The organism is Sulfurospirillum tamanense (assembly GCF_016937535.1).
Lineage (GTDB): Bacteria > Campylobacterota > Campylobacteria > Campylobacterales > Campylobacteraceae > Sulfurospirillum_B > Sulfurospirillum_B tamanense.
On record NZ_JAFHKK010000023.1, the window covers coordinates 18,959 to 39,866 of the forward strand.

Sequence of the window (20,908 nt, forward strand, 5' to 3'; positions counted from 1 at the left end):
CTGATGGTTTTTGCTATAATCGCTGGGTGTGAATAAATAAGGCTTTAAACTCCAAATGATGCTAAATCAGGGTTGTTTTGGCAAGCAATAGTGTCCATCAAAAGATATACAAAACGACAGGAGAGCAACAAAAAATGAAAAATTTAAATGCACTATCCTTAAAACAAAGAGAAGAACTTTTTAGGCAACTTCGCATCTCCATCACCCACCACTCAAACGCCATGGAAGGGACTACATTATCATACGGCGAGACGAAAGAATTACTTGAACTTGGACGCACTGCAGGACACAAGCCACTGGGCGAACAGCTTGTGATACTGGGGTTTGCAAAAGCATATGACGTCATAGTTCGCGAAGCTTCAAACAAGGAAAGTGTTATCGATAGCAGTTTTATTAAAGATATTCACGCCATCATGTTTGAGGACGCATTAAAAGTAGCACCTGAGTATGTATCTAAACCCATTGGGGCCTATAGACTGGATGAAAGGCATATAAAAGGGGTAGAGGTAAAACTCTCTTTACCCCATAGGATTTCAAACGATGTTGAAAATCTACTCTATCGATTTTCTAGCAATAAAATGGACTTGCTAGATATAGCAGAATTTCATATTCTCTTTGAAAGAATCCATCCCTTTGCCGATGGCAACGGAAGAGTGGGAAGACTCCTAATGGCGCATCAAGCCATACAAAATAATATCGTCCCACCACTCATTGAAAATGAACACAGGGGTGATTATCTAAAAGCTATAAACAATAAAGACGACTTGTGTACATTTTTGGATGAGAGTATCACTAAAAGTTTAGCGTTGATAGACATTTAGCATAATAATGAAAACAAGTCGAGCAGTCGTCGATAGACTTTTAAACCCAAATCATGGCTCTTTAACACTCAGCACCCTCGAATCTGCAACAAGTGTTTTAGGCAAAAAACTCTCTGTTTTTATATCATGACATCTATTTTATATGTAATGCAATACATATAAAATCCCCCACTTCATAGGCGAGGCAAAAGGTGAAAAAACGCTAGGCAACTTAAAGCAAACATCCTACCACGCGCCCAAAACACCTTTACATGTAAAGATAAAAAGTAAGATTGTGTTTCTCTGTCCTACAGCCCGTTTTCTCTTAGTATCTTCACTATTTTTTCATCACTGATATTCTCTAGCTCTATTTTGGAATATATCTCCAAAAGATAGATTTTTTCGGCTATTTTTTTGAAAAAAACCACCCTAAATCCGCCGCTTTTTCCTGTGGGGATGGAGGCGTTTGCAAGCCGTATTTTGAAGCAATGACTCCCCAATTCGACTGCCGTGTAGGTTTCTTGGGTGAGTTCATGCTGTAGTGCTTGGAGGTCTTGGGCTATGCGTTTGTACTTTTTGGCAAGTTTCTTGACGGACTTGATGAAATTAGGCGTTGGGATTATGGTTAAGTTCATCGATTAGCTCGCCTAGTGTGCCCTCTTTGAGTTCGCCTTTTTGCATCTGCACCACTTCCTTGCACGCACTGTCAAAGCCCTCGTAAAACATCTTTTCTTTTTGTGCGACTAGGTAGGACTTGATCGCTTCGGTGATGATATCTGTCCTGTTGAGCGCAAATTGCTTGGTAAATTCATCCATCTCCTCCACAAGATACGCCGGCAACCTTAGTCCCACTTGTTGCTTTTCTAGCTGTTTTAAACTGTGCACCTTGACCTCCTTTTGTTTGACAATATTATATATACTTGATATACGAAAGTCAAGAACACCTACAAAGGATGCACTACCTTGCCCTCGTAAAAAGGTTGGCAAGCTCCTTTGTTTTTTGGTACCCTCGCCACGTCTGTTACTTTTCCAAAAAGCGATGAGGCCATGTTTACTACTGTGTTGAGCGTGGTTTGGGTTACTTTGATGCTTGGTTTAGAAAGCGCGCCTTCGATTTCTTGTTCGTATTTGGCGCAGCCGTTTTTTTCCAAAATCCCAAAGCTCACCCCCAAAAAGCGCTCGTTGACCATGTCAATCTCCCCTTTGGTGGCCACGAGGTTTTTGCCCGTGGACATCGCCACATCTTCGAGGGTTGCGATGCCTTTTCCCAAAGGAACCTTTACATGCAAATGGTTGATGGCCGTTGTGCCGCCCTTCATGCCCTCGTACGCTTTAGCCCCTTTTGCGGAACTTGAAAGCATAAACCCCAACGGCCCCGCCACCAAAAAAGAGCCTACATCCATGAGTCCGACGTTTTGCGTACCCTCGTAGCCTGAGAGAATTTTGTCCACATCATACCCCTTGATGCCCATGCTTTTTCCCTCAAACACCACCGTTCCTTTCAGGCTTTGGCGTACCTGTTTTTGGGTTCCTGCGATAAAATCAAGATCCATCTGCATGTCTAGCACGCCCTCTAAGAGGTCATTTCCCAAAATTTCTTTGGAAAAATTGGCCAATTTTAGTTGGGGAACATGCTCTTTTAGGCTCACTTTTGGCGCGGCCAAGTTCAGGTCTACTGTTGCGCTTCCTTTAGCCCTAGAATCAAAAAGTGTATAGTCCATTTGCGAGATGTTCACAAAGCCCTCTTTTAGGCTTCCCGCCACGTCAATGTTGTGAAGGCTGTATGCCTCATAGCTTGCCTTCTTGATGCTTCCCTTGGCGTCCAAACTTAATGCCCCTGCGCCTTTTTTGGTGCTATCGTATGTGATAGCCGTGAGGGTCATGTTCAAATTTTCCACCGTTGCCCTAGTGGACGTTTGGGTATCCACATAGGAGATGTTGGCATTTTCCACATTCACCCGTGCAACCTCCACAGGGGGTGTTTGGCCTTGGGCGGTTGGGTCTTTGGGTGCGCTTGGTGCTTGGGCACTAGGTTTGCTATTTTCGTCTTTTTGGATGTTGACATCCACGTCTTTTAGGGTGAGGTAGCTGACCTTGATCTCTTTAGACAAAAGCGGCAGCACTTCTAGCGCGATGGCAAACTCCCCAACACTCATGGCATTGCCCTCTTGACTAAGGTGAATCTTCCCCACGCTCACCCCAACAGGCGTCAAAGAGAGCGTGATGTCCCCTTCAATGCGCGTGTCGTAGCCAGAAGCATCTTTAATGCTAGCTTCAAGGGGTTGCTTGTACTCGTTCAAATCCACCACCATCACAGCAACCACAAGCCCCACAACAATGACAGCCAAAAAGGCGGCTAGACCTATGAGAATTTTACGCATTTAGGCTCCTTGGATTAAAGCAGTATTATACCAAGGCGTGGTAACAACTCGTTAACTTCTTTACATGTAAACCCTAAAAGTACCAATTCACCTTCGTCCACAGCACATCTTCTACGAGCTTTCCGCCGTATTCGGTGCCTTTGTTTCCGCTGTTATTCGTGTAGGAAATGTCGAGGCTTGTGTTGTTTTTGAAGCTATACGTTGCGCCAAAAACATTTTGCATAGAGCGGTCTTCGAGGTTGTAGCTGTTTTTGTAGTACACAGAGCTGTACAAGAGGCCAAAGGGTTCTTTTTGGGCGATTTTGGTGATGAGGTACTGCTTATCCCAAAAAGGCTCCTTGGGGGAAGTTTTGTTTTTTTGGTAAAAATACTCACCCGTAATAGAGAGCTCTTGTGCGGTCAAATACTTAAATCCCACCAGATACGCATAATCATCCACCCCTAAAGTTTTGGCAAATTCGCCGTGGATTTCAAAGTTGCTTTGGAGGTTTTTAGAAAAATCAAAACCGATTTTATCGTGGTCATCGCTAGCGTACATGTAAAGAAATTCGATGTCTGTATCGTGGTAAAGCATGTAGAGCTTTGCGCCCAAATACGTCCCTTCGCTGCCTTCAAACTCCTCATTTAAGCCTCGCTCTTTTTTGAGCCCCAATAGGTCAAAGGTGATGTTTTGCACGTCACCACTGTAGCTTTTGTTGTAGCGGTAATTAGCGAGGATGTAGCCTTCTCTGGAGACTTCTGGGTCATCAGGATTTTTTTTGCGGTCAAAAAAAGCAATCGGGTTCACAAAATACCCCTTGCCCCATTTGGGCGTCTTTTTGCCCACTTCCACAAGGTGATTGGTGTCAAATTTGTATTGGCCATAGAGTTGCGCGAGGGTAACGCCTCTTTCTACCGTCCCGTCGATGTCACTGTAATTAGCGATGGCTTCGCTGTCGATTTTCCACGCGTCTTTAAAGTAGGCAAACTTCACATTAGCCTCACCCAGATACGTCTGCATGCTCTCTTTGTTTTTACTGGGGTACATGGGCGAATCAGGATTGAGCCACTGGTGCTTTGCTTCGCCCTTGAGGTAGCCACTCAGCGTGTAGGGCTTCACCTCAATAGCACTCATATCAAAATCATAATCGCTCGCCCATACGCACACGCCAAGCAACAAACACGCACAAACCCGTTTCATCTAGCGAAGCTCCTGCACTTTGCCCATATTTTCAATGGTAAACACCTCATCTGCCAACACCTTTGGGTCCATTTTTCCGATGACCAAGATGGACTTATACCCTTTGTACAAAGGCGAGTCTGTTTCAATCACCGCAGGTCGCACGATGCCACCACCAAATTCTTTGATGTCTTTAAAATAGAGGGTTTTAATGAGCATCCCCGTAGACGTGTAGCAGATGATTTTCGTGGGCGTCAGGGTTGCTGGGTCTACGTGCATGATGAGTTTATCGTAGGCGATGGTGTCGTTTTTGGCCTGAAGGTCAAGGACAATCTCCCCCGCTTCTTCGCGTTGATTTATCACGTCGTACTCCACCGCGTAATCCACTTGCATGATGTCGCTGTTGTTAAACACACCGCCCGTGACGCTTTGCATGGACGTGATGCGGATGGGCTTACCCACATCGGGCAAATACAGCCACATGTTTTCCCCAAGGCGCAAGGTACTGCGCCCTTTTTCGCTATCGGGCTGTAAAAAAAGAGAAAGCATTTTGTCTTTGTCTTTTTTGAGTTGGTAAAGTAAAAACTCTTTTTTAGACCCATCGGGTTCAATGTTGACAAGTTTTCGGTAGGTTTCAGTGGAACTTGGCGCCATTTTAGCGTCGATTTTTTCCAAAATGCTTGGCTCACCAAAGGCCGCGACCGCGACCAACAGTGCCGTGAATAAGGTTTTTTTCATAAGAGGCTCCTTAAAATGTTCGTAGTGCTTCGACGGGGTCTAGCCGTGAAGCTTTGAGTGCGGGAGAAATCGACGCCACAAGGGAAATGAAGATGACGATAATCCCCACACTCACCGCCTCACTCATGCCAAGACTAGGGCTTAACACCAACCCGCTCTCCCTGCCAAAGCTGTAGGTAATCTTGACCACATTGAGCACCGCAACAAGGCCAAAAGAGACCACGCCGCCCACGATAGCCCCAAAAATCCCTAGCATCAATCCTTCTGCCAAAAACAGCTTCACAATCGTAGAAGGCCGCGTCCCCATGGCAGCGATAGTCCCAATCTCCCTAACCCGCTCATACACACTCATTACCATCACATTAAGGATGGAAATAAGAACGATGGAAATCAAGATAATTTTCATGGATAAATTCATCACATCAAGCATCCGAATGATGTTATAAAAAGGGCTCAACTGTTCCCAGGTGTGCACTTCAAAAGAAGGCTTGCCCTCTTTGTTTTGTTTTTCAAGAATTGGCGCTAAAGAGACTTTGGCTTTTTCAAGGGTGCTTAAGTCTTTGAGTCGAATCACAATCTCGCTTACTTCCATCATTTCACCCATGCGCAGAACTTTTTTGGCATCTTCAAGGGTGATGTAGCCGTCTTTTCCCCCAGGCCCTGAGATTTGGCCTACAATGCCGCCGACTTTGACGTTGATGCCATTCACCGAACCTGCTTTGTTGTTCGCCACAAGCACGATAGTATCGCCGATTTTTGTTTTCATGCCATTGGCAAGAAGCTCAGGAACAAGCACCTCACCGCCACTAAGTTCGCCCTTAAGGCCTGTAATTCTTTGCTCTAATGCAGGAAGTGTTTTAAACTCTTGTTCGGGGATGATAGCGTTAAGCCTGATGTTGGTGGTGCTTTCAAAGTTGGAAAACATGGCACCAAACTTGATTTTAAACGCGTAACTCTCGACATAGGGATTGTCTTTGAGTTCTTTTTCGATGAAATCAATGGCCGTTTGATTGAGGTTCTTATCTAGCGGCAAAGTATCCACCGATGCCACGTAGCCTTTTTTGTGAATCTGAATATGCCCCATGTTAGAATCTGTAATCTGCCCTATCATGTAGCCCTTAAAGCTCCCAGAAAGTGCCGTGTACAAAAGCACAAACACCACACCAAGGGTGATGAGTGACGCGGTTAAAAGGGTTCTTCTACTGTTTCTTTTGAGGTTTCTAAACGAGATTTTGAGGATATTGTTCATTTTTCAATCCTTTCATCTGACACAATCAAACCATCCACAAGTGTGATAATCCTGTCTACATTGGAAACAATCTTTTCATCGTGCGTTGCAAACACAAAGGTCGTGCGGAACTCTTTTTGAATCGCTTTCATGAGCTCGATGATTTTATGGGCTGTTTTGGTATCTAAGTTTGCCGTAGGCTCGTCGGCAAAGACGATTTTAGGATTGGTTACCAAAGCCCTTGCGATGGCAACCCGTTGCATTTGACCACCCGAGATTTTATCGGGCGTTTTGTCTTTGTGCTCTTCCATGCCCACCGCGCGAAGGAGTTTCATGACCCGCTCTTTTCGCTCCTCTTGGGGAAGGTTTAAAATCATAATGAGGGGGTATTCTACGTTTTCGTACACGCTTAACACAGGGATAAGATTGAAACTTTGAAAAATAAACCCAATGTTTGCGCCTCTAAAATCCGCCCTTTTGCTTCTACTAAGCCCAGTAACCTCGGTGTCGCCGATGGAAATTTTCCCTTTGGTGGGCGTGTCAAGACAGCCTAACATGTTAAGTACCGTGCTTTTACCACTCCCGCTTGGCCCCACTAAGGAGATAAACTCCCCCTGCCCAATGCAGAGTGAAAAATCTTTGATGACCTCTTGTTCCAACTCTCCTACTTTATACACTTTTTGAAGGTTTTTTGCCTCAACCATAAGGATGTTTCCTTTCCCAAATTTTGGGAAGTATAAGCCCCATACCTTAACGCCTTGTTAACCTTTGGTAGATGAAATCTTCAGTGGTTTTTTCTTTACATGTAAAGAAGGGTGAATTGGGTTATTGGCTCTTTTCTTCACACTCTGTCACACATATTACAAAACATTTTTTCACTTTTACGTTGCTTTTATTTCAACTAGCCTATACTCACTTGAATGCCAAACCCTAGTGGCACAAGCTAAGGAATTACATGTGAACACAAGGCTACTGTTTTTGCTCTTTTTTTCTCACCCTTGCCCAAGCTCAGGCTTCACTTAAAAAAGTGACTTTGCAACTTTCATGGTTTAATCAGTTTCAGTTTGCAGGCTACCACATGGCAAAAGAAAAAGGATTCTACAAAGACGCGGGTCTGGATGTTGAGATTGTCCCTTTTGTCTTTGGACTAGACATTCCCAGTAGTGTTGAGCAAGGCTTGGTGGATTTTGCAGTGGGGCGTGAATCCCTCATTATCGAGCGCGCGCGGGATCGGAAAATCGTCGCCTTGTACGCGTTGTTTCAAGTGAGTCCTTTTGTCTTTCTTACCACCGAAGCTTCAGGCATTCGCTCAGTAGAAGATTTTAAACACAAGCGCATCATGGCCACCAAAGATGACACCGAAGAGGCTTCTTTACAGGCTTTGTTCCACTCTCATCACATTAGCACCACCGATTACACATCTCTTGCCCACACACACGACATTCTCTCTTTAGTCGAAGGCCATACCGATGTCATCTCTGCATACCTTTCTAAAACCCCTTTTGAGCTAGAGCGCATGGGAATTTCTTACCGCGTGTTTTACCCTAAAGATTATGGCTTTGATATGTACAGCGATTTTCTCTACACCAGTGAGGCATTAATTGAACGTGATATTGTTACAGTAAATGCCTTTAAAGATGCCTCCTTAAAGGGGTGGGAATACACATATGCCAACATAGAAGAAGCGGCAAAATATATTTTTGATCATGACAACACGCAAAATCTCTCTTTAGATGCGCTCCTTTATGAGGGAAAAGTGCTCAAAGAGCTCTCCTACTATCAAAACAAAACCTTGGGACACATCGACAAAAACAAACTCCAGCGCATGTACGATTTGTACAATGTCATGGGGCGCATTCCAAACCAAGTCGCCATTAGTGATTTCGTTTTGCACCATTTTGGACTGCTTACCCCTGAGGAAAAATCTTATCTTAAAGAAAAAGGACACATCACCGTATGTGCCGACCCTGCATGGATTCCCTACGAGCGCATTCAAGAGGGCGAATTGATTGGGGTAAGTGCGCAGTATTTAGACCTCATTGAGTCTCTCATTGGCACCTCTTTCAAGCTACTTCCCACCCACAGCTGGGAAATGTCCCTTGCTTATGCCAAGAACCGCCATTGTGACATTCTCACCCTCGCTGCACACACACCAGAACGCACGGCTTATCTTGATTTTACAAGTCCCTATTTCACCACACCTTTTGTAATCACCACTGCCAATAGCACGCCTTTTGTTACTGATTTTGCAGATGTGGCCCAAAACCCCATTGGCGTGGTAGCAGATTATGCTGTAGGCGATATTTTAAAAGCCAAATACCCAGAAGTGAACCTCATTAAGGTCGAAAGCATTGCCGAGGGCTTAAAATTGGTCGCCAAGGGAGAACTGTTTGGGTTTGTTGATAGCCTTGTGACGGTAAATTATGTTCTCCAGCAAGAGTACATGGGCATGCTAAAAATCGCAGGGAAAGTGGACGGACAATACGCCCTTGGTTTTGGAACACGAAACGATGAGCCTCTTTTGCATGCTATTTTAGAGAAAGCCTTGCACACCATCGACAATAAAACCAAACAAAGCATCAGTGCCCAATGGTCAAACATAGAATACAAAAAAGGATTTGACTACCGCCTGTTTTGGAAGATTTTCTTGGCCTTTGGATTTGTTTTTGCTCTTGTGGTGATACGGTATCGCATCGTGCACTCTTACAACACAGAAATCACCAAAAACTTAAATATTATCGACAAGTACGTTATCTTTTACCGCATTAACACGCGTGGCATCATCACCCATGTCAGTAGCGCACTGTGTGAAATGTGCGGCTACACCAAAGCTGAACTTCTTGGCAAACCCCAAGAGTTTTTTCACCATCCCGACATGGATTTAGAAAATTTTAAAACCGCTTGGCATCACCTTCTTGATGGAAAAAGTTGGCAGGGTGAATTTCACAACAGACACAAAGATGGTTCTGATTATTGGGTGGATGCGCATATTTCGCCTATTTTTGACAAATACGGAACCATAGATGGGTACAATGTTTTTCAATACAATATCACCGACAAAAAACACATCGAAACACTCTCTAACACCGATGCCCTCACACAGATCCCAAACCGTCTCTACCTTGACACGTGCTACAACGAAAAGCTCAAACGTGCCAGGCGCTACAAAGAGATTTTTTCCATCATCATGATTGATGTGGATTATTTCAAAGCAGTTAACGATACATTTGGGCACAGTGCGGGCGACCAAGTCTTGATAGAAGTGGCTAACTTTTTACACGCATCCGTAAGAGAGAGCGACATTTTGGGTCGCTGGGGTGGTGAAGAATTTGTCATCATTTGCCCCAACACCAACAAGCACGAGGCTGCCATCCTTGCAGAAAAAATACGAAAGACCGTTCAAATTTCCCCTTTCAAAAAAGGTACTATTCGCCTTACATGTAGCATTGGCGTTTCAGATTTTGAACCCAATGATAATGCTATCGACACCCTCGACCGTGCTGACAAGGCTTTATACCAAGCCAAAAATGACGGGAGAAACCAAGTAGTTATAAGTGCTTGAGCAGGTGCTTAATCTCATCACACTGCTTTGGTGTCAATGTGTATGTTGGCGTTAACGCACAAGAGCCTATCATTTTTTTTCCCACCACGCGCGCGCCTAATAATTTTGCGCATTTTCGCAAAGAACCAAAAGTCCAATACAGCATTTTTCCAAAGAACGCAGGAGCCGCGCACGAACTAAAAAGTACAGCGCGTTTTCTCATAGTGGTGTTGCGGTATTTTGGCGCACGTGCACCCCATGGCCAGTAGCCAAACACCGCCATGCGCTCCAAGAGGCGCTTAAACAATGCTGTAACATCCCCCATGTTGGTAGGGCTAATAAACACATACGCACTTGCCTCTTCTAAATCTTTCATAATAACATGAAAGTCATCTTCAATCACACAACCAAGAGACTGGACCGAGAGCATACACGCACGGCAGTTGGTGCAAAATGCCAAAGGAATATCACGAAGCACTATGGTTTTTGTGCGTACTCCCTCAGAAGCAAAATACTCCGCGGCAAGCTGTGCTATCTGGTCGCCCACGCCTCCTGCGCGGTAGGAACCATTGATGATACACACATCAAAAGAGGCCATTAATTTTTTCCATAAAATCCAACGGGTCGATGGGCACGCCTTGCACCATGAAGCCAAAGTGCAAATGCGGGCCTGTGACACGTCCGCTTGCTCCACTTAGGCCAATCACTTCCCCTTTTTTCACAGGGGCTCCTACAGGATGCGGCAAGGAGCTGAGGTGATAATAAACACTGTACACCCCTTCCCCGTGGTCAAGGATAACCGACCCGCCAGCGTAGTAGCGGTCTTTGGCAAGCACCACCACACCATCGTTTGTCGCGACAATGGGTGTGCCCACAGGAGCGCGAAAATCCGTCCCTGAATGGTAGCTTTTAAGGGTGTCGTTAAAGACCCGCGCATTGCCAAAATCGCTCGTGATGGCACTTTGTATGGGGAATTCAAAAGGGACATTCCAGTACCGCGTTGGCGTAAAGGTAGCGTATAGAGCCATAGCTTCTTCTCGCTCAGCCTGAATGCGTGGCAAGGCTTCTTTGGGTGGTGAGACATGGGCAGGGTCAACGCTCAGGGTCTCTTTTTTGTAGTCCCCTTGCTTTACATGTAAACGCACCAACTCTTTTTTGTCGCCCACAATACGCACAAGGTCGATGTCCTCACTGTGGCGGTAAGGCACTGCCACAAAAGCGATGCGTTTGCTGGGGTCTTTAGGGTGAGCTAAAAGGGGCAATGGCCCACTCTCTTTGAGGAGTGTTTGGGTGCTTCCATCAAACTCCAACACCGCCACCGTGCCATTTACTGCTTCAAACCCATAAGAAAACACAACACATAAAAGTATTTGCACTAAAATCTTCATGAAACCCCTTTTTATCAGCCCTATTTTACATAGTTTTGTTAGAATGATACCAAACGCTACAAAGATTTGCCATGAACCAACACTTCACCGAACAAGCCGTCGTCTTCACCTCTGTTTCTAAATGGATTTTTCTCTCTGCCTTAGTGGGCGCTTTGTGCGGTGCTATTATTGTGCAATTCTTGCGCGCCTTGCATTGGGCGGAAAGTGCGCGCACTGATGTGGGGTTTCCCTATTATTTTTTGCTTCCTTTTGCTTTGGTGCTGACGGTGTGGCTCGTGCGCAAAGTCGCCCCAAATGCCGAAGGACATGGCACAGAAAAGGTCATCGAAGCCATCCATAAACACAAAGGCGACATCGACAGCAAGGTCATTCCCGTTAAAGTCCTAGCTACTATCTTGACCATTGGCACGGGTGGTTCTGTGGGCAAGGAAGGCCCTGGGGCGCAAATCGGGGCGGCAACGGCTTCGTTGTTTAGCAAACTGTTTCGGTTTTCGCCAGATGACCGCAAAAAACTGGTGATTTGTGGCATTAGTGCGGGGTTTGCGACCGTGTTTGGCACGCCCCTAGCCGGAGCCATTTTTGGAGTAGAAATCTTAGTGGTAGGCACCATCATGTACAGCGTCTTACTTCCCTCCATTGTAGCGGGGCTTTCAGCCTACACCGTGGCACAATTTTTGGGTCTTGAATACACCCTCATTAAAACCAGCCATTTTGTTCTTCCCAGTTTTGACATCACCGTTGCGTTGTGGGTGTTGGTGGCAGGGGTCTTTTTTGGGCTCATCGCCGATATTTTTATTAATGTCGTCCAAAAGGTACACCAGTGGATTAAGGCCATCAAATGGCACTACTTACTCACGCCTCTTGTGGGTGGCGTTGTCATTGCTGCTTTGGCACATTTTACCTCGACGCGCTACCTTGGCCTTGGCATGGAGAGCATTTGGCTCTCTTTGAGCAATGAGGCTATTTTGCATCAAAACATCCAATGGTACGACGCGCCCATGAAGCTTTTGTTTACCGCGCTTTCTTTAGGCAGTGGGGGAAGTGGCGGGATACTCACGCCCTTGTTTTTTGTGGGTGCTACCAGTGGCAATGTATTTGGACACTTGGTGGATGGATACATTCCCTTCTTTGCGGCCCTTGGACTCGTGAGCTTGCTAGCAGGTGCCACCAATGCGCCCATCGCGGCTATCATCATGGCGGGGGAACTTTTTGGGATGGACATCTTGCACTACGCAGCCCTTTCGTGCATCGTGGCGTTTTTGATGACAGGACACCGCAGTGTGTTTCCTTCGCAAATTTTAGCGATGACCAAAGGAGACCATTTGGATGTGGAACTTGGGGAAGAGATTCAAAAAACGCGGGCAACCTACACCGGAGGGCTAGAGCCTGACACCGTGCGCGACATCAGACTACGCATGGCATTGCGCCGTCGCGCCCTTAGAGAAAAACGACGCCTTAAAAAATAACCTACGCTTGCCTTGTTTCGCGCTCTTTTAGCTTGCCTTCCAGCCAGAAGGGAGCAAAAGGCACAAGCGAACAGGCAAAACAAAAAAGAAGAAACTTCAGACTCCAACGGTGCTTGTACCACACATCAAAAAGTGCAAGAACAAAAACGATAAACAACACCCCATGGGCCATCCCTACGATGCGCACAGGCTCAGGGTCGCCCGCCATGTATTTAATAGGCATGGCAAACGTTAAAAGCGCCAGATAAGAAATCCCCTCCAAAATACTAATCATCCGCAATCGTCCAATACTTGAAAACAACATCATTTCTCCCTTAATAAAACAGCCATAGTAGCGGAGTTTTTTAAATTCTTGGTAAATTTCCTTTACATGTAAAGGCGCGAATAATCAAAAAAAGAATAAGGCACTGTAAGGCAAAAAGTCCGAAGTGCAGCACATACACTTGCATTTGCTTGTCCTCTATCCCTTGCCACTCTAAGGCTTTGTAAAACCCATACGCCAACACCATGCCTACCAAATAGCCTTTTTGCTTGGCTACATCGATAAATCCCATGAGTTTACTGCGCCTTAGCGCCACCGTTTCCACGCGCACCAAATACCCCCCAAACATAAAAGTAAATTGATAACTGGCATAGATAAACAGCGCGGTCATGTGGCTGTAAGAAAAGAGCAAAAACCCCGCCACCATGACAAGCGTCACGCACTCCACCATGAGGGTGATGGCAAAAAACACCCGCGCATTCATCATGCGCTCGTAAAATTTCGCCACCACCAAAAGCCCAAGAGCCAAGACAATCCCGCCCAGACTATACACCGAAGGCTCAAGAGGTGCGTAAAGTACAAATACGCTCCCCGTCGAAAGCCCAAAAAAAAGGGAGTTTAAGAGCTTAAACCACAGGTACGGTCGCAGGCGGGATATCATTAAAAGGTCGCTTTCACGCCGACAAGAAAGCGGCGCTCGTAGTTAACAGGGTAAACGCCCAAAGAGAAACCATCATCTGCAAAAACAGCATTGGGACGGTCAAACAAGTTGGTGATTTGTGCAAAAAATTCATACTGCTTAAAACGGTACGAACCACTCAAGTCTGTTGAATGGTACGCTTCCATTTTCCCAAAACTGTGGTCAATGTCATCGGCCGCATAAGCTCCAGATTTATAATGGTGTGAAAGGGTTAGAGCACTATGAAAAGTGGGCTGGAAGGTAAAGGCTATCTTGGCATTGTGTCTTGCAACACCAGGGGTTTCATTGCCCATGATAGCCGCGTTGGCATCTTTCGTAATCTCGCTTTTAACATAAGCATAGTTGAGTGTCGAATACACGTTGTACATAATCTGATACCGCCCAGAAAGCTCCACCCCTTGTTTTTTAGTTTCATCAAAGTTTGTGTTTGCTCCAGTAAAAGCATTGTAGTAGATCTCATTGTCAACACGCGCATGAAAGAGAGCTGTTTTAAACTCAAACGGATACCCTTTATAGCGGTAACCAACATTGAAAGTTTTTGTTTTCATAGGGTCAATAAATCCGTTAAATCCACCACCAAAAGCAAAAAAACGGTCTATGTCGGGGGCTTGAAATCCGTGATTATAGTTAGCAAAAAAGGAAGAGGCGCTATTAAGTTGAAAGCTATAGCCTACATCATAAGCATTTAAGGAGCGTGTTCTTTCAAGATGGGAAGTGGTGTCCTTGTACGTGTAACGGACACGCTCATCCCTCACACCACTTGAAAAAGTGTGTTGCCCTAAAGAGTAATCCGCTTTTGCGTAAGCCCCTTGGTTTTTTTTCGTTGTTGTTGTTAGGCCACCCTTGCGATCGCCATCAAAAAGATCGCCCCCAAGAACCGCCTTAAGGCTATCTCCCCCATAAGAAAGCTTCGCCCCGTAGCTGTCATAATGGTAGCGGTTACGTGACCCGTAAGTTACAAATTCTGATGTTTTTCGCTCTTGGTTTGCCTCAATAGAGACTTTCCATGCCTGTGTTAGCGCATAGTCCAAGCCATAAGAGAGCACATCTGAGGTGTAGTATTGTTCATTGTAAAGCGTACCCCATGAGGGAGCGGGAATTGTTTTTGGGTTGTTTTTATACTCTTCTAAGGTTAAGGCATTGGGGTAAAAAATGCGCATTTTTGAGGATTGCGCGCCCAAAGACAAACTCAAACCTTCAACAGGACGTACGCTTCCCTTGAACCCTTTGTTTGTGCTGGATGCCTCATCTTTTTTACCATCACTACCAATAGTCTTAAAACCATCTTGTCGATACTCTTCCACAAAGCCTGAAAGGGAAAAATACTCTTCTTCAACGCCAAGCATCAAAGAGCCAAATTTTCTCCCTCCATTGCCAAGATAGGTCATTGCACTTGCGCCGCTAAACTCTTTTGTGACAATATTTACCACGCCTGCCGTTGCCCCATCGCCATATTCAACAGAACCGCTTCCCTTTAAAATCTCGATTTTATCAACAGTTTCAAGAGGAATTGAGGCGAGCAGTTGCGGACTCATGTCAATATTATTAAGACGTCTGCCATTTACTGTCACCACGACGTTTTGGTAGCCATTTTCGGCACCAAAGCCACGCAAATCAAGCTTTTGGGCAAAAGGATTGCCATAATGAGGAAAAGCATTTAAAGAGGTTTGGGAGTTCAAAAAATCGTAAATATTTTTTGCGCGAGAACGCTCAATGTGAGACTTCGTATAAATTTCTGTTGCAAAAGGAGCTTTTGCTTCGCTCACAACAATTTTTTTCGAGATGACAACAACGGGTGCTTCATCCACCTCTAGCAACACGTCTTCTTCGTGTGCCTCCTTGGTGTATTCTTGACTTGCTTGCGTGACCTGCTGTGCGCTGACCGTTTGGGCTTGGAGCGTCACGGTTGCCACAGTGGCAGTAATGGCAGCAAGAGAAAAATACTTGCCTTTGAAACCTTTGGGTGATTTCATTGGTATCCTTATTGTGTAATATGAGGGTGAACCTCTAGGCTAGCTACTACCACCCTACAAATTCACACTAAAGGGAAAATCTTCCATGCGATACTGCGAAACAATTTTCCCCGTTGGGTCAAAGCTTTAGCTTTGGGGCACCCATCGTGGGAAACTCTTGTTGAGAAGTGTTGCTTGGAAGATTTTGCCCCCAGCTAGACCGAAAAATACAACGCTTCAGGATGGTACGTCGCCATCGCCGTGGTGCTTTGTTCGGGGTGAATCTGAAACGTTTCACTCAGCTCAATCCCAAAGCGTTCAGGCTTCAACAGGTCAAAAATGACCTTCGTATCGGCAATTTCAGGGCACGCAGGATACCCAAAAGAGTAGCGGCACCCTTGGTAGCGCGCCATGCGCACATCCCGCAAACTCTTGCCTTCGTTTTTCGCGATGCCCAAATCCAAACGAATCTGCTTATGGACAATCTCCGCCAACGCTTCAGCAAGTTCTACCCCAAGCCCGTGGAGGAAAAAATACTCCTGATACTGCCCCGCGTCGTACAGCGCAGCTTCGTACTCGCTAAATTTCTTACCCGCACTCACGCAGGTAAACGCTACCACATCATCATGCGCGCTGTGGTAAAAGTCACTCAAACACCGATGAGGCTTGCGATTTTGACGTGGGAAACTTAGTACATGTAAAGCCTCGCCAAGGTCGCTCTTAGCGGGGGTTTGCCCCGGCAACCACCCGCGCTCCTCATCAAAAATATACAAACTTTCCCCCTCGCTTCGGCAAGGAAAAAAGCCATACAACAAGGTCGGTTCAAACAAACCAAGACGCTCGATGTCCGCTTTTAGCCTCTCAAACAGTGGCCATAAAATATCGCGCTGTTGGGTGGCTTTTTCTTCTTTACTAAGGCCCTTACCGCTGTACCCCCACCGCTGGGAAAACAACAATTTGTGGTTTATCCACTCGTACGCCAAAGCGCGCACGTCGGTTTTAAGCTCGCGCACTCCCCAAAAAGGCGGTGTGGGCACAGGGATGTCACGGCGGGGCATGGTGATGTTTTCAGGCAAAATGGGTTCGCGTTTGGGTTTAGGTAAAGGAATCTCTTTTTTGACATCACTGAGCTTGGTGTCATGGTTGCCTTTTTCAATGCGGCTCATCGCTACGATGCCCTCAAAAGCATCCTTGCAGTAAAACACAGGCCCCTCGTAAGAAGGTCTGCAATACTCTTCCACAAAAGCATCATTAAGCGCAGCACCTCCCAAGATGACGGGCACATGAATCCCCTCGGCCTTTAAGATTTCCAAGTTTTCTTTCATGACGGCGGTAGATTTGACCAGCAAACCGCTCATACCAAGGGCGTCGGCGTCATGCTCACGGTACGCGTCGATGAAGGCGCGGATGTCGGCTTTGATGCCGATGTTGATGACCCGAAAACCGTTATTGGTGAGGATGATGTCCACGAGGTTTTTGCCCACATCGTGCACGTCTCCTTTGACGGTGCCCAAAATCAGCGTGGTTTCGCTTTGCTTGTCGGTTTTGGGTAAAAAAGGTTTGAGGTAATCCACCGCCGCTTTCATCACTTCGGCCGATTGGAGCACGAAGGGGAGTTGCATTTTTCCTGAGCCAAAGAGTTCACCCACCTCTTTCATGGCGCCAATAAGCACTTCGTTGATGATGGTCGCAGGGTCGATAAGCTCTTTAATGCCCACCAACTCTTCCAACATCCGCGCCTTGTTGCCATCAATCAACAACTTGTGTACCAAGGGGGCGGGCTCTAGCCCTTCGTAAGGGTCTTTGCCTCCGCTTGTGTCTGCGACTACCCCCTCAAAATGGCGGATAAACGCAAACAGCGGGTCGCCCGCTTCATGGTTGTTGAAGAGCAAGTCTTCGCACATCTTGCGTTCCACTTCACCAATCTTATGCAAAGGCAAGGTGTTTTTTACGTTCACGATAGCCATAGAAAGCCCCGCTTCCACGCAATAATGCAAAAAGATGGAGTTGAGGTATTCCCTAGCGTGTTTGTCTAGTCCAAAAGAGATGTTAGACACCCCAAGTACAAAGCCCACTTCAGGGTGCAAACGCCCAAACTCACGGATGGCTTCGATGGTCTCCGTGGCGGCGGTGCGGTACTCTTCGTCCCCGCTTCCTACCGTAAAGGTGAGTAAGTCAAAGACCAAATCGCTAGGGCGAAACCCGTGCAACTCCACAGCGCGCTCTAGCATCCGCCCCGCAATGGCGATTTTTTGTTCCTTAGTTTTAGCCATGCCCACTTCGTCGATGGCTAAACACACCAAGGCGGCACCAAAACGCTTTGCTAAGGCGCAGACTGCGTCAAATTTTTCGATACCGTCCTCTAGATTTACCGAGTTAATGATAGGCCGCCCACCAATGCACTTCAGGCCCGCTTCAAGGGCAGGAAGTTGGGTGGTGTCCACCATGAGCGGCAGGGGAGTTTTTTGAGAATACAGCGCGATAATCTTCGCCATGTCCGCCGCTTCATCACGTCCCGCAAAACCCACACTCACGTCCAGCCCGTGCGCCCCACTGCGCACTTGCTCACCCGCAACGCTGAGCGTGCCTTCAAAATCTTGGGCTAAAAGCAACTCGCGAAAGGCCTTGGAGCCCGTGGCGTTACTGCGCTCACCGATGAGAAAAGGGGCGGGGTTTTGCACTAAAGATTTGGCTTCAAATAGCGACGCGATGGCGGGTGTGCACACGCCTGTGGGAGGTTTTGGGGTTTTAGAGCGCAGGGTAAATTCAAGAGCGCGGATGTGTTCTGGCGTCGTCCCGCAACACCCACCCAAAATCGCTACTCCGTCGATGTCGGCAAATTTGGCTTGTTCGTTAGCAAAAACCACTTCGCCCATGGGGTAAAAGGTCATGCCCCCACGGTTTTGGGGAAGCCCCGCGTTAGCGTGAACACTGATGGGGCCTGGCCACACTTGTGAGAGGGTTTTGACATGGTGGTACACTTGTTCTGGCCCCGTGCCACAGTTAAACCCAAGACTAAAGAGCTCAAATGGTTCTAAAATGCTTGCAATCGCCGCCGCGTCAGTGCCGATGAGCATGGTGCCTGAGAGTTCGATGGTCACGGAAACCATCACCGGAAGCTTTACATGTAAGGCTTCCATGGTGTCAAAAAGAGCATGCAACGCCGCTTTGATTTGCAGGGGGTCTTGGGCTGTTTCGATGAGAAACAGATCCACCCCGCCTTCAATCAGTCCGCGCGCGGCTTCTCCGTACCCTTGGTACATAGGTTCATATCCCATGTGTCCCAACGAGGGCAGTTTTGTTCCTGGCCCTAGGGCGCCCGCTACGTAACGGGGTTTGAGGTGGGTGTACTGCGCGCACGCTTCTTTGGCGATTTTAGCACCCAAAAAGGAGAGCTCATAGGCACGGCTTCCAAGGTTGTATTCGTCCAAAACCCAGTTCATGGAACCAAAGGTGTTGGTTTTGATAATGTCCGCTCCCGCCGCGCAATAGGCTCTTTGGATTTCTAAAATCACCTCAGGCGCTGTGGCATTTAACAGCTCGTTGCACCCCTCGTTCTCACCCCACGCTTCGGGCGGGACAATGGCATTTTGAATCTGTGTGCCCATAGCACCGTCGATGATAAGAAAACGTTCTTTGATGGCGTCGTGTAATGTTTGCATTGGTTTCTTTACATGTAAAAGATAAAAGGGTGTAGATGGTAGCAAATTTTAGGTAAGAGTTTGGTAAACGCTAGGCTTGGAACATTTATTGCTCCTTCTTTTTAATATTCCAACCCAACACCAAGGTGTGTGATGCGTAATAAACTAAGCGGTGCCCTACTAGCCCTCCTTCTCTTTGCCCCACTGCTTTATGCCCATTCTCCAAGGAAAAACATAGGCGGGATGTACCAACACCACACAACCCTCAACACTCCCGTGTACAAACAAGCCACAGGAACGATTAGCGAGGGGTATTTGGGGCATCCTGCAACCTTGTACGCCCGAAGAATGAACGCCACAGGTGTTATTACGCTGTGGATTCGCTACACCTCAGACAGCCACACGCACCAAGCCAATGGTCCCGAAGCGACCCGTTTGATTAACCTATACAAACACAAAGCATTATCACACCTGTAACACAACCCCCTAAAGGATTAGCGCTTTAAGCCGATGTGCTTGGCATTAAAAGGAAGCATTATGGCAATACATGTAAACCCCGAACGCTTTCACGCAGTGGCTAGCAAGCCCTTAACTGGTTCCCAATACCTCCAATCCAAAGAACGCGAAACACTCCTAGAATCTGGTGTCAAAACCCGCATAGAAGGGGATATTTACACCAAAGAAGGCGTGCAATTTGACCGCCTCTCCAAAGCAGCGTTGCACAGCGAAACCCTTATCAAACCCCAAGCCAAACCCGACGAAGGCCAACACTTTGTCGCTTTTCGCAATCCCGATGATGACAAGAACATCCTTGTCATCCAACTTGACAAAGAGACCTTAGCCGACTTAAAAAATGCATTTAGTAAAGAGGATTTTTTCGTGCGTGAGGATGGCATCGTTCGTCTTAACGGCACGGCTGAACGCTACGTGGCAGGCTGGCTTAAAGAAATCGTCCACACGCGAGGTTACGGCGAGGCGGATGGTAACAAAGACGGCACTATCGATGAGAGCGAACAGCACGCGTTGCGCCTTGGTTTTGACCACGATGTGGTGTACGAACACGCAGGCGAAGACGTCACAGCCATCAACACCAGCGTGGGCGCGCGCCGCTATCAAGCCTATGGCGACACCTTTAATGCACGCAATTCCACCGACATCATCACCACTCAAGCCCTTGCCTTCGAGCGTACGGTGTACGAAGAACTTAACCACACGATCGATTTAGATCAAGACAAAAACGGCGCAGTGAGCTTGGAAGAAGGACTTGCCACCTATGCTAACGAAGATAAAAATGTCCACGAAACCCTCACCAGTGCCGTTCAAAACGCCCACCGTGTTTGGATAGACCAAGACAACCCCACCCTAGAGCCCAATCGTCTCGCGTACCGCGACCTTTCGATGCTTGAAATCCAAACCCAAGAAGAGCGCGAACAGACATTGGAATACTTTAAGATTGACGCAAAAACCGCGTTGAAAGCCTTTGAGGAGCATGCTCTCTTCTTTAAAACAACCCTCGCTGCCATGCCCTTTGAAAAAAAGGAAGAGCCTCTTTACATGTAAAGAGTTTTACACGCCGCCCTCCGCCCCCGCACATACCCCGCCACCGACAACACCACCATCCCAAGAGCAATCACAGGGACAAAAGTAGGAAC

General features: G+C 46.9%; 19 protein-coding genes. 6 read left to right on the forward strand and 13 right to left on the reverse strand.

Features of this window, described 5'->3' with window-relative positions:
- The first annotated feature begins 77 nt into the window (after positions 1 to 77).
- Both JWV37_RS09765 and JWV37_RS12845 read left to right on the forward strand, forming a co-directional pair.
- A complete protein-coding gene (locus JWV37_RS09765; protein ID WP_240332154.1) occupies positions 78 to 821 on the forward strand; it encodes a Fic family protein in 744 nt (247 codons plus the stop codon).
- A 7-nt stretch (positions 822 to 828) separates the two neighbouring features.
- Positions 829 to 951, forward strand: a complete 123-nt coding sequence (locus JWV37_RS12845; protein WP_275898376.1) for a hypothetical protein — start codon at positions 829 to 831, stop codon at positions 949 to 951.
- A 157-nt stretch (positions 952 to 1,108) separates the two neighbouring features.
- Here the strand turns inward: JWV37_RS12845 and JWV37_RS09770 are convergent, their stop codons facing one another.
- The 7 genes from JWV37_RS09770 to JWV37_RS09800 all read right to left on the reverse strand — a co-directional run bounded on the left by JWV37_RS09770 (position 1,109) and on the right by JWV37_RS09800 (position 7,010).
- The gene (locus tag JWV37_RS09770; RefSeq protein ID WP_205459613.1) at positions 1,109 to 1,435 is read right to left on the reverse strand and encodes a type II toxin-antitoxin system RelE/ParE family toxin; all 327 of its coding nucleotides are present in this window, start codon (positions 1,433 to 1,435) and stop codon (positions 1,109 to 1,111) included.
- Entirely contained in the window at positions 1,407 to 1,685 is a 279-nt protein-coding gene (locus tag JWV37_RS09775) for a ribbon-helix-helix domain-containing protein (protein WP_205459614.1), read from the reverse strand. The genes JWV37_RS09770 and JWV37_RS09775 overlap by 29 nt, the downstream gene beginning before the upstream one ends.
- 59 nt (positions 1,686 to 1,744) lie before the next feature.
- Complete coding sequence (locus JWV37_RS09780; protein ID WP_205459615.1) at positions 1,745 to 3,181, reverse strand: AsmA family protein; 1,437 nt, start codon at positions 3,179 to 3,181, stop codon at positions 1,745 to 1,747.
- 73 nt (positions 3,182 to 3,254) lie between these two features.
- A complete protein-coding gene (locus JWV37_RS09785; RefSeq protein WP_205459616.1) occupies positions 3,255 to 4,361 on the reverse strand; it encodes a hypothetical protein in 1,107 nt (368 codons plus the stop codon).
- Complete coding sequence (locus tag JWV37_RS09790) at positions 4,362 to 5,078, reverse strand: outer membrane lipoprotein-sorting protein (protein WP_205459617.1); 717 nt, start codon at positions 5,076 to 5,078, stop codon at positions 4,362 to 4,364. It lies immediately after the preceding gene.
- Positions 5,079 to 5,088: 10 nt separating this feature from the next.
- On the reverse strand, positions 5,089 to 6,327 hold the full coding sequence (locus JWV37_RS09795; RefSeq protein WP_205459618.1) for an ABC transporter permease: 1,239 nt from the start codon (positions 6,325 to 6,327) through the stop codon (positions 5,089 to 5,091).
- Positions 6,324 to 7,010: an ABC transporter ATP-binding protein gene (locus JWV37_RS09800; RefSeq protein ID WP_205459619.1), complete on the reverse strand. Its 687-nt coding sequence runs from the start codon at positions 7,008 to 7,010 to the stop codon at positions 6,324 to 6,326. Before JWV37_RS09800 ends, JWV37_RS09795 begins: the two co-directional genes overlap by 4 nt.
- 323 nt (positions 7,011 to 7,333) lie before the next feature.
- Here JWV37_RS09800 and JWV37_RS09805 point away from each other — a divergent pair, with 323 nt between their 5' ends.
- Positions 7,334 to 9,868, forward strand: a complete 2,535-nt coding sequence (locus JWV37_RS09805; RefSeq protein WP_205459620.1) for a diguanylate cyclase — start codon at positions 7,334 to 7,336, stop codon at positions 9,866 to 9,868.
- On the opposite strand, the gene JWV37_RS09810 is transcribed toward JWV37_RS09805, so the two are convergent.
- Positions 9,855 to 10,445 carry a flavodoxin family protein gene (locus tag JWV37_RS09810; RefSeq protein ID WP_205459621.1) on the reverse strand — a complete coding sequence of 197 codons (591 nt, stop codon included), beginning with the start codon at positions 10,443 to 10,445 and terminating at the stop codon, positions 9,855 to 9,857. The two genes, JWV37_RS09805 and JWV37_RS09810, sit on opposite strands and share 14 nt — an antisense overlap.
- Positions 10,432 to 11,235: a peptidoglycan metallopeptidase Pgp3 gene (gene pgp3 / locus JWV37_RS09815; protein WP_205459622.1), complete on the reverse strand. Its 804-nt coding sequence runs from the start codon at positions 11,233 to 11,235 to the stop codon at positions 10,432 to 10,434. Before pgp3 ends, JWV37_RS09810 begins: the two co-directional genes overlap by 14 nt.
- Before the next feature lie 71 nt (positions 11,236 to 11,306).
- Between pgp3 and JWV37_RS09820 the strand changes: the two genes are divergently transcribed.
- The gene (locus JWV37_RS09820; protein ID WP_205459623.1) at positions 11,307 to 12,701 is read left to right on the forward strand and encodes a chloride channel protein; all 1,395 of its coding nucleotides are present in this window, start codon (positions 11,307 to 11,309) and stop codon (positions 12,699 to 12,701) included.
- A gap of 1 nt (position 12,702) precedes the next feature.
- On the opposite strand, the gene JWV37_RS09825 is transcribed toward JWV37_RS09820, so the two are convergent.
- The 4 genes from JWV37_RS09825 to metH all read right to left on the reverse strand — a co-directional run bounded on the left by JWV37_RS09825 (position 12,703) and on the right by metH (position 19,277).
- Positions 12,703 to 13,005 carry a DUF3817 domain-containing protein gene (locus tag JWV37_RS09825; protein ID WP_205459624.1) on the reverse strand — a complete coding sequence of 101 codons (303 nt, stop codon included), beginning with the start codon at positions 13,003 to 13,005 and terminating at the stop codon, positions 12,703 to 12,705.
- A 40-nt stretch (positions 13,006 to 13,045) separates the two neighbouring features.
- Positions 13,046 to 13,624 carry a hypothetical protein gene (locus JWV37_RS09830; protein WP_205459625.1) on the reverse strand — a complete coding sequence of 193 codons (579 nt, stop codon included), beginning with the start codon at positions 13,622 to 13,624 and terminating at the stop codon, positions 13,046 to 13,048.
- Positions 13,624 to 15,636, reverse strand: coding sequence for a TonB-dependent receptor (locus tag JWV37_RS09835; protein ID WP_205459626.1), 2,013 nt, complete (start codon positions 15,634 to 15,636; stop codon positions 13,624 to 13,626). Before JWV37_RS09835 ends, JWV37_RS09830 begins: the two co-directional genes overlap by 1 nt.
- A 194-nt stretch (positions 15,637 to 15,830) precedes the next feature.
- Entirely contained in the window at positions 15,831 to 19,277 is a 3,447-nt protein-coding gene (gene metH / locus JWV37_RS09840) for a methionine synthase (protein ID WP_205459627.1), read from the reverse strand.
- Between the two features lie 132 nt (positions 19,278 to 19,409).
- Between metH and JWV37_RS09845 the strand changes: the two genes are divergently transcribed.
- Positions 19,410 to 19,733 carry a hypothetical protein gene (locus JWV37_RS09845; RefSeq protein WP_205459628.1) on the forward strand — a complete coding sequence of 108 codons (324 nt, stop codon included), beginning with the start codon at positions 19,410 to 19,412 and terminating at the stop codon, positions 19,731 to 19,733.
- A gap of 60 nt (positions 19,734 to 19,793) precedes the next feature.
- Entirely contained in the window at positions 19,794 to 20,816 is a 1,023-nt protein-coding gene (locus tag JWV37_RS09850; RefSeq protein WP_205459629.1) for a hypothetical protein, read from the forward strand.
- The last annotated feature ends 92 nt before the right edge of the window (positions 20,817 to 20,908 follow it).

Bases quoted from the DNA above. Each gene is read 5' to 3' on its own strand.
- JWV37_RS09830 (WP_205459625.1), bottom strand. From the start codon at position 13,624: ATGATATCCCGCCTGCGACCGTACCTGTGGTTTAAGCTCTTAAACTCC.
- JWV37_RS12845 (WP_275898376.1), top strand. From the start codon at position 829: ATGAAAACAAGTCGAGCAGTCGTCGATAGACTTTTAAACCCAAATCAT.
- JWV37_RS09800 (WP_205459619.1), bottom strand. From the start codon at position 7,010: ATGGTTGAGGCAAAAAACCTTCAAAAAGTGTATAAAGTAGGAGAGTTG.
- JWV37_RS09790 (WP_205459617.1), bottom strand. From the start codon at position 5,078: ATGAAAAAAACCTTATTCACGGCACTGTTGGTCGCGGTCGCGGCCTTT.
- metH (WP_205459627.1), bottom strand. From the start codon at position 19,277: ATGCAAACATTACACGACGCCATCAAAGAACGTTTTCTTATCATCGAC.
- JWV37_RS09835 (WP_205459626.1), bottom strand. From the start codon at position 15,636: ATGAAATCACCCAAAGGTTTCAAAGGCAAGTATTTTTCTCTTGCTGCC.
- JWV37_RS09770 (WP_205459613.1), bottom strand. From the start codon at position 1,435: ATGAACTTAACCATAATCCCAACGCCTAATTTCATCAAGTCCGTCAAG.
- JWV37_RS09785 (WP_205459616.1), bottom strand. From the start codon at position 4,361: ATGAAACGGGTTTGTGCGTGTTTGTTGCTTGGCGTGTGCGTATGGGCG.
- JWV37_RS09825 (WP_205459624.1), bottom strand. From the start codon at position 13,005: ATGTTGTTTTCAAGTATTGGACGATTGCGGATGATTAGTATTTTGGAG.
- JWV37_RS09850 (WP_205459629.1), top strand. From the start codon at position 19,794: ATGGCAATACATGTAAACCCCGAACGCTTTCACGCAGTGGCTAGCAAG.
- JWV37_RS09780 (WP_205459615.1), bottom strand. From the start codon at position 3,181: ATGCGTAAAATTCTCATAGGTCTAGCCGCCTTTTTGGCTGTCATTGTT.
- JWV37_RS09810 (WP_205459621.1), bottom strand. From the start codon at position 10,445: ATGGCCTCTTTTGATGTGTGTATCATCAATGGTTCCTACCGCGCAGGA.
- pgp3 (WP_205459622.1), bottom strand. From the start codon at position 11,235: ATGAAGATTTTAGTGCAAATACTTTTATGTGTTGTGTTTTCTTATGGG.
- JWV37_RS09795 (WP_205459618.1), bottom strand. From the start codon at position 6,327: ATGAACAATATCCTCAAAATCTCGTTTAGAAACCTCAAAAGAAACAGT.
- JWV37_RS09845 (WP_205459628.1), top strand. From the start codon at position 19,410: ATGCGTAATAAACTAAGCGGTGCCCTACTAGCCCTCCTTCTCTTTGCC.
- JWV37_RS09820 (WP_205459623.1), top strand. From the start codon at position 11,307: ATGAACCAACACTTCACCGAACAAGCCGTCGTCTTCACCTCTGTTTCT.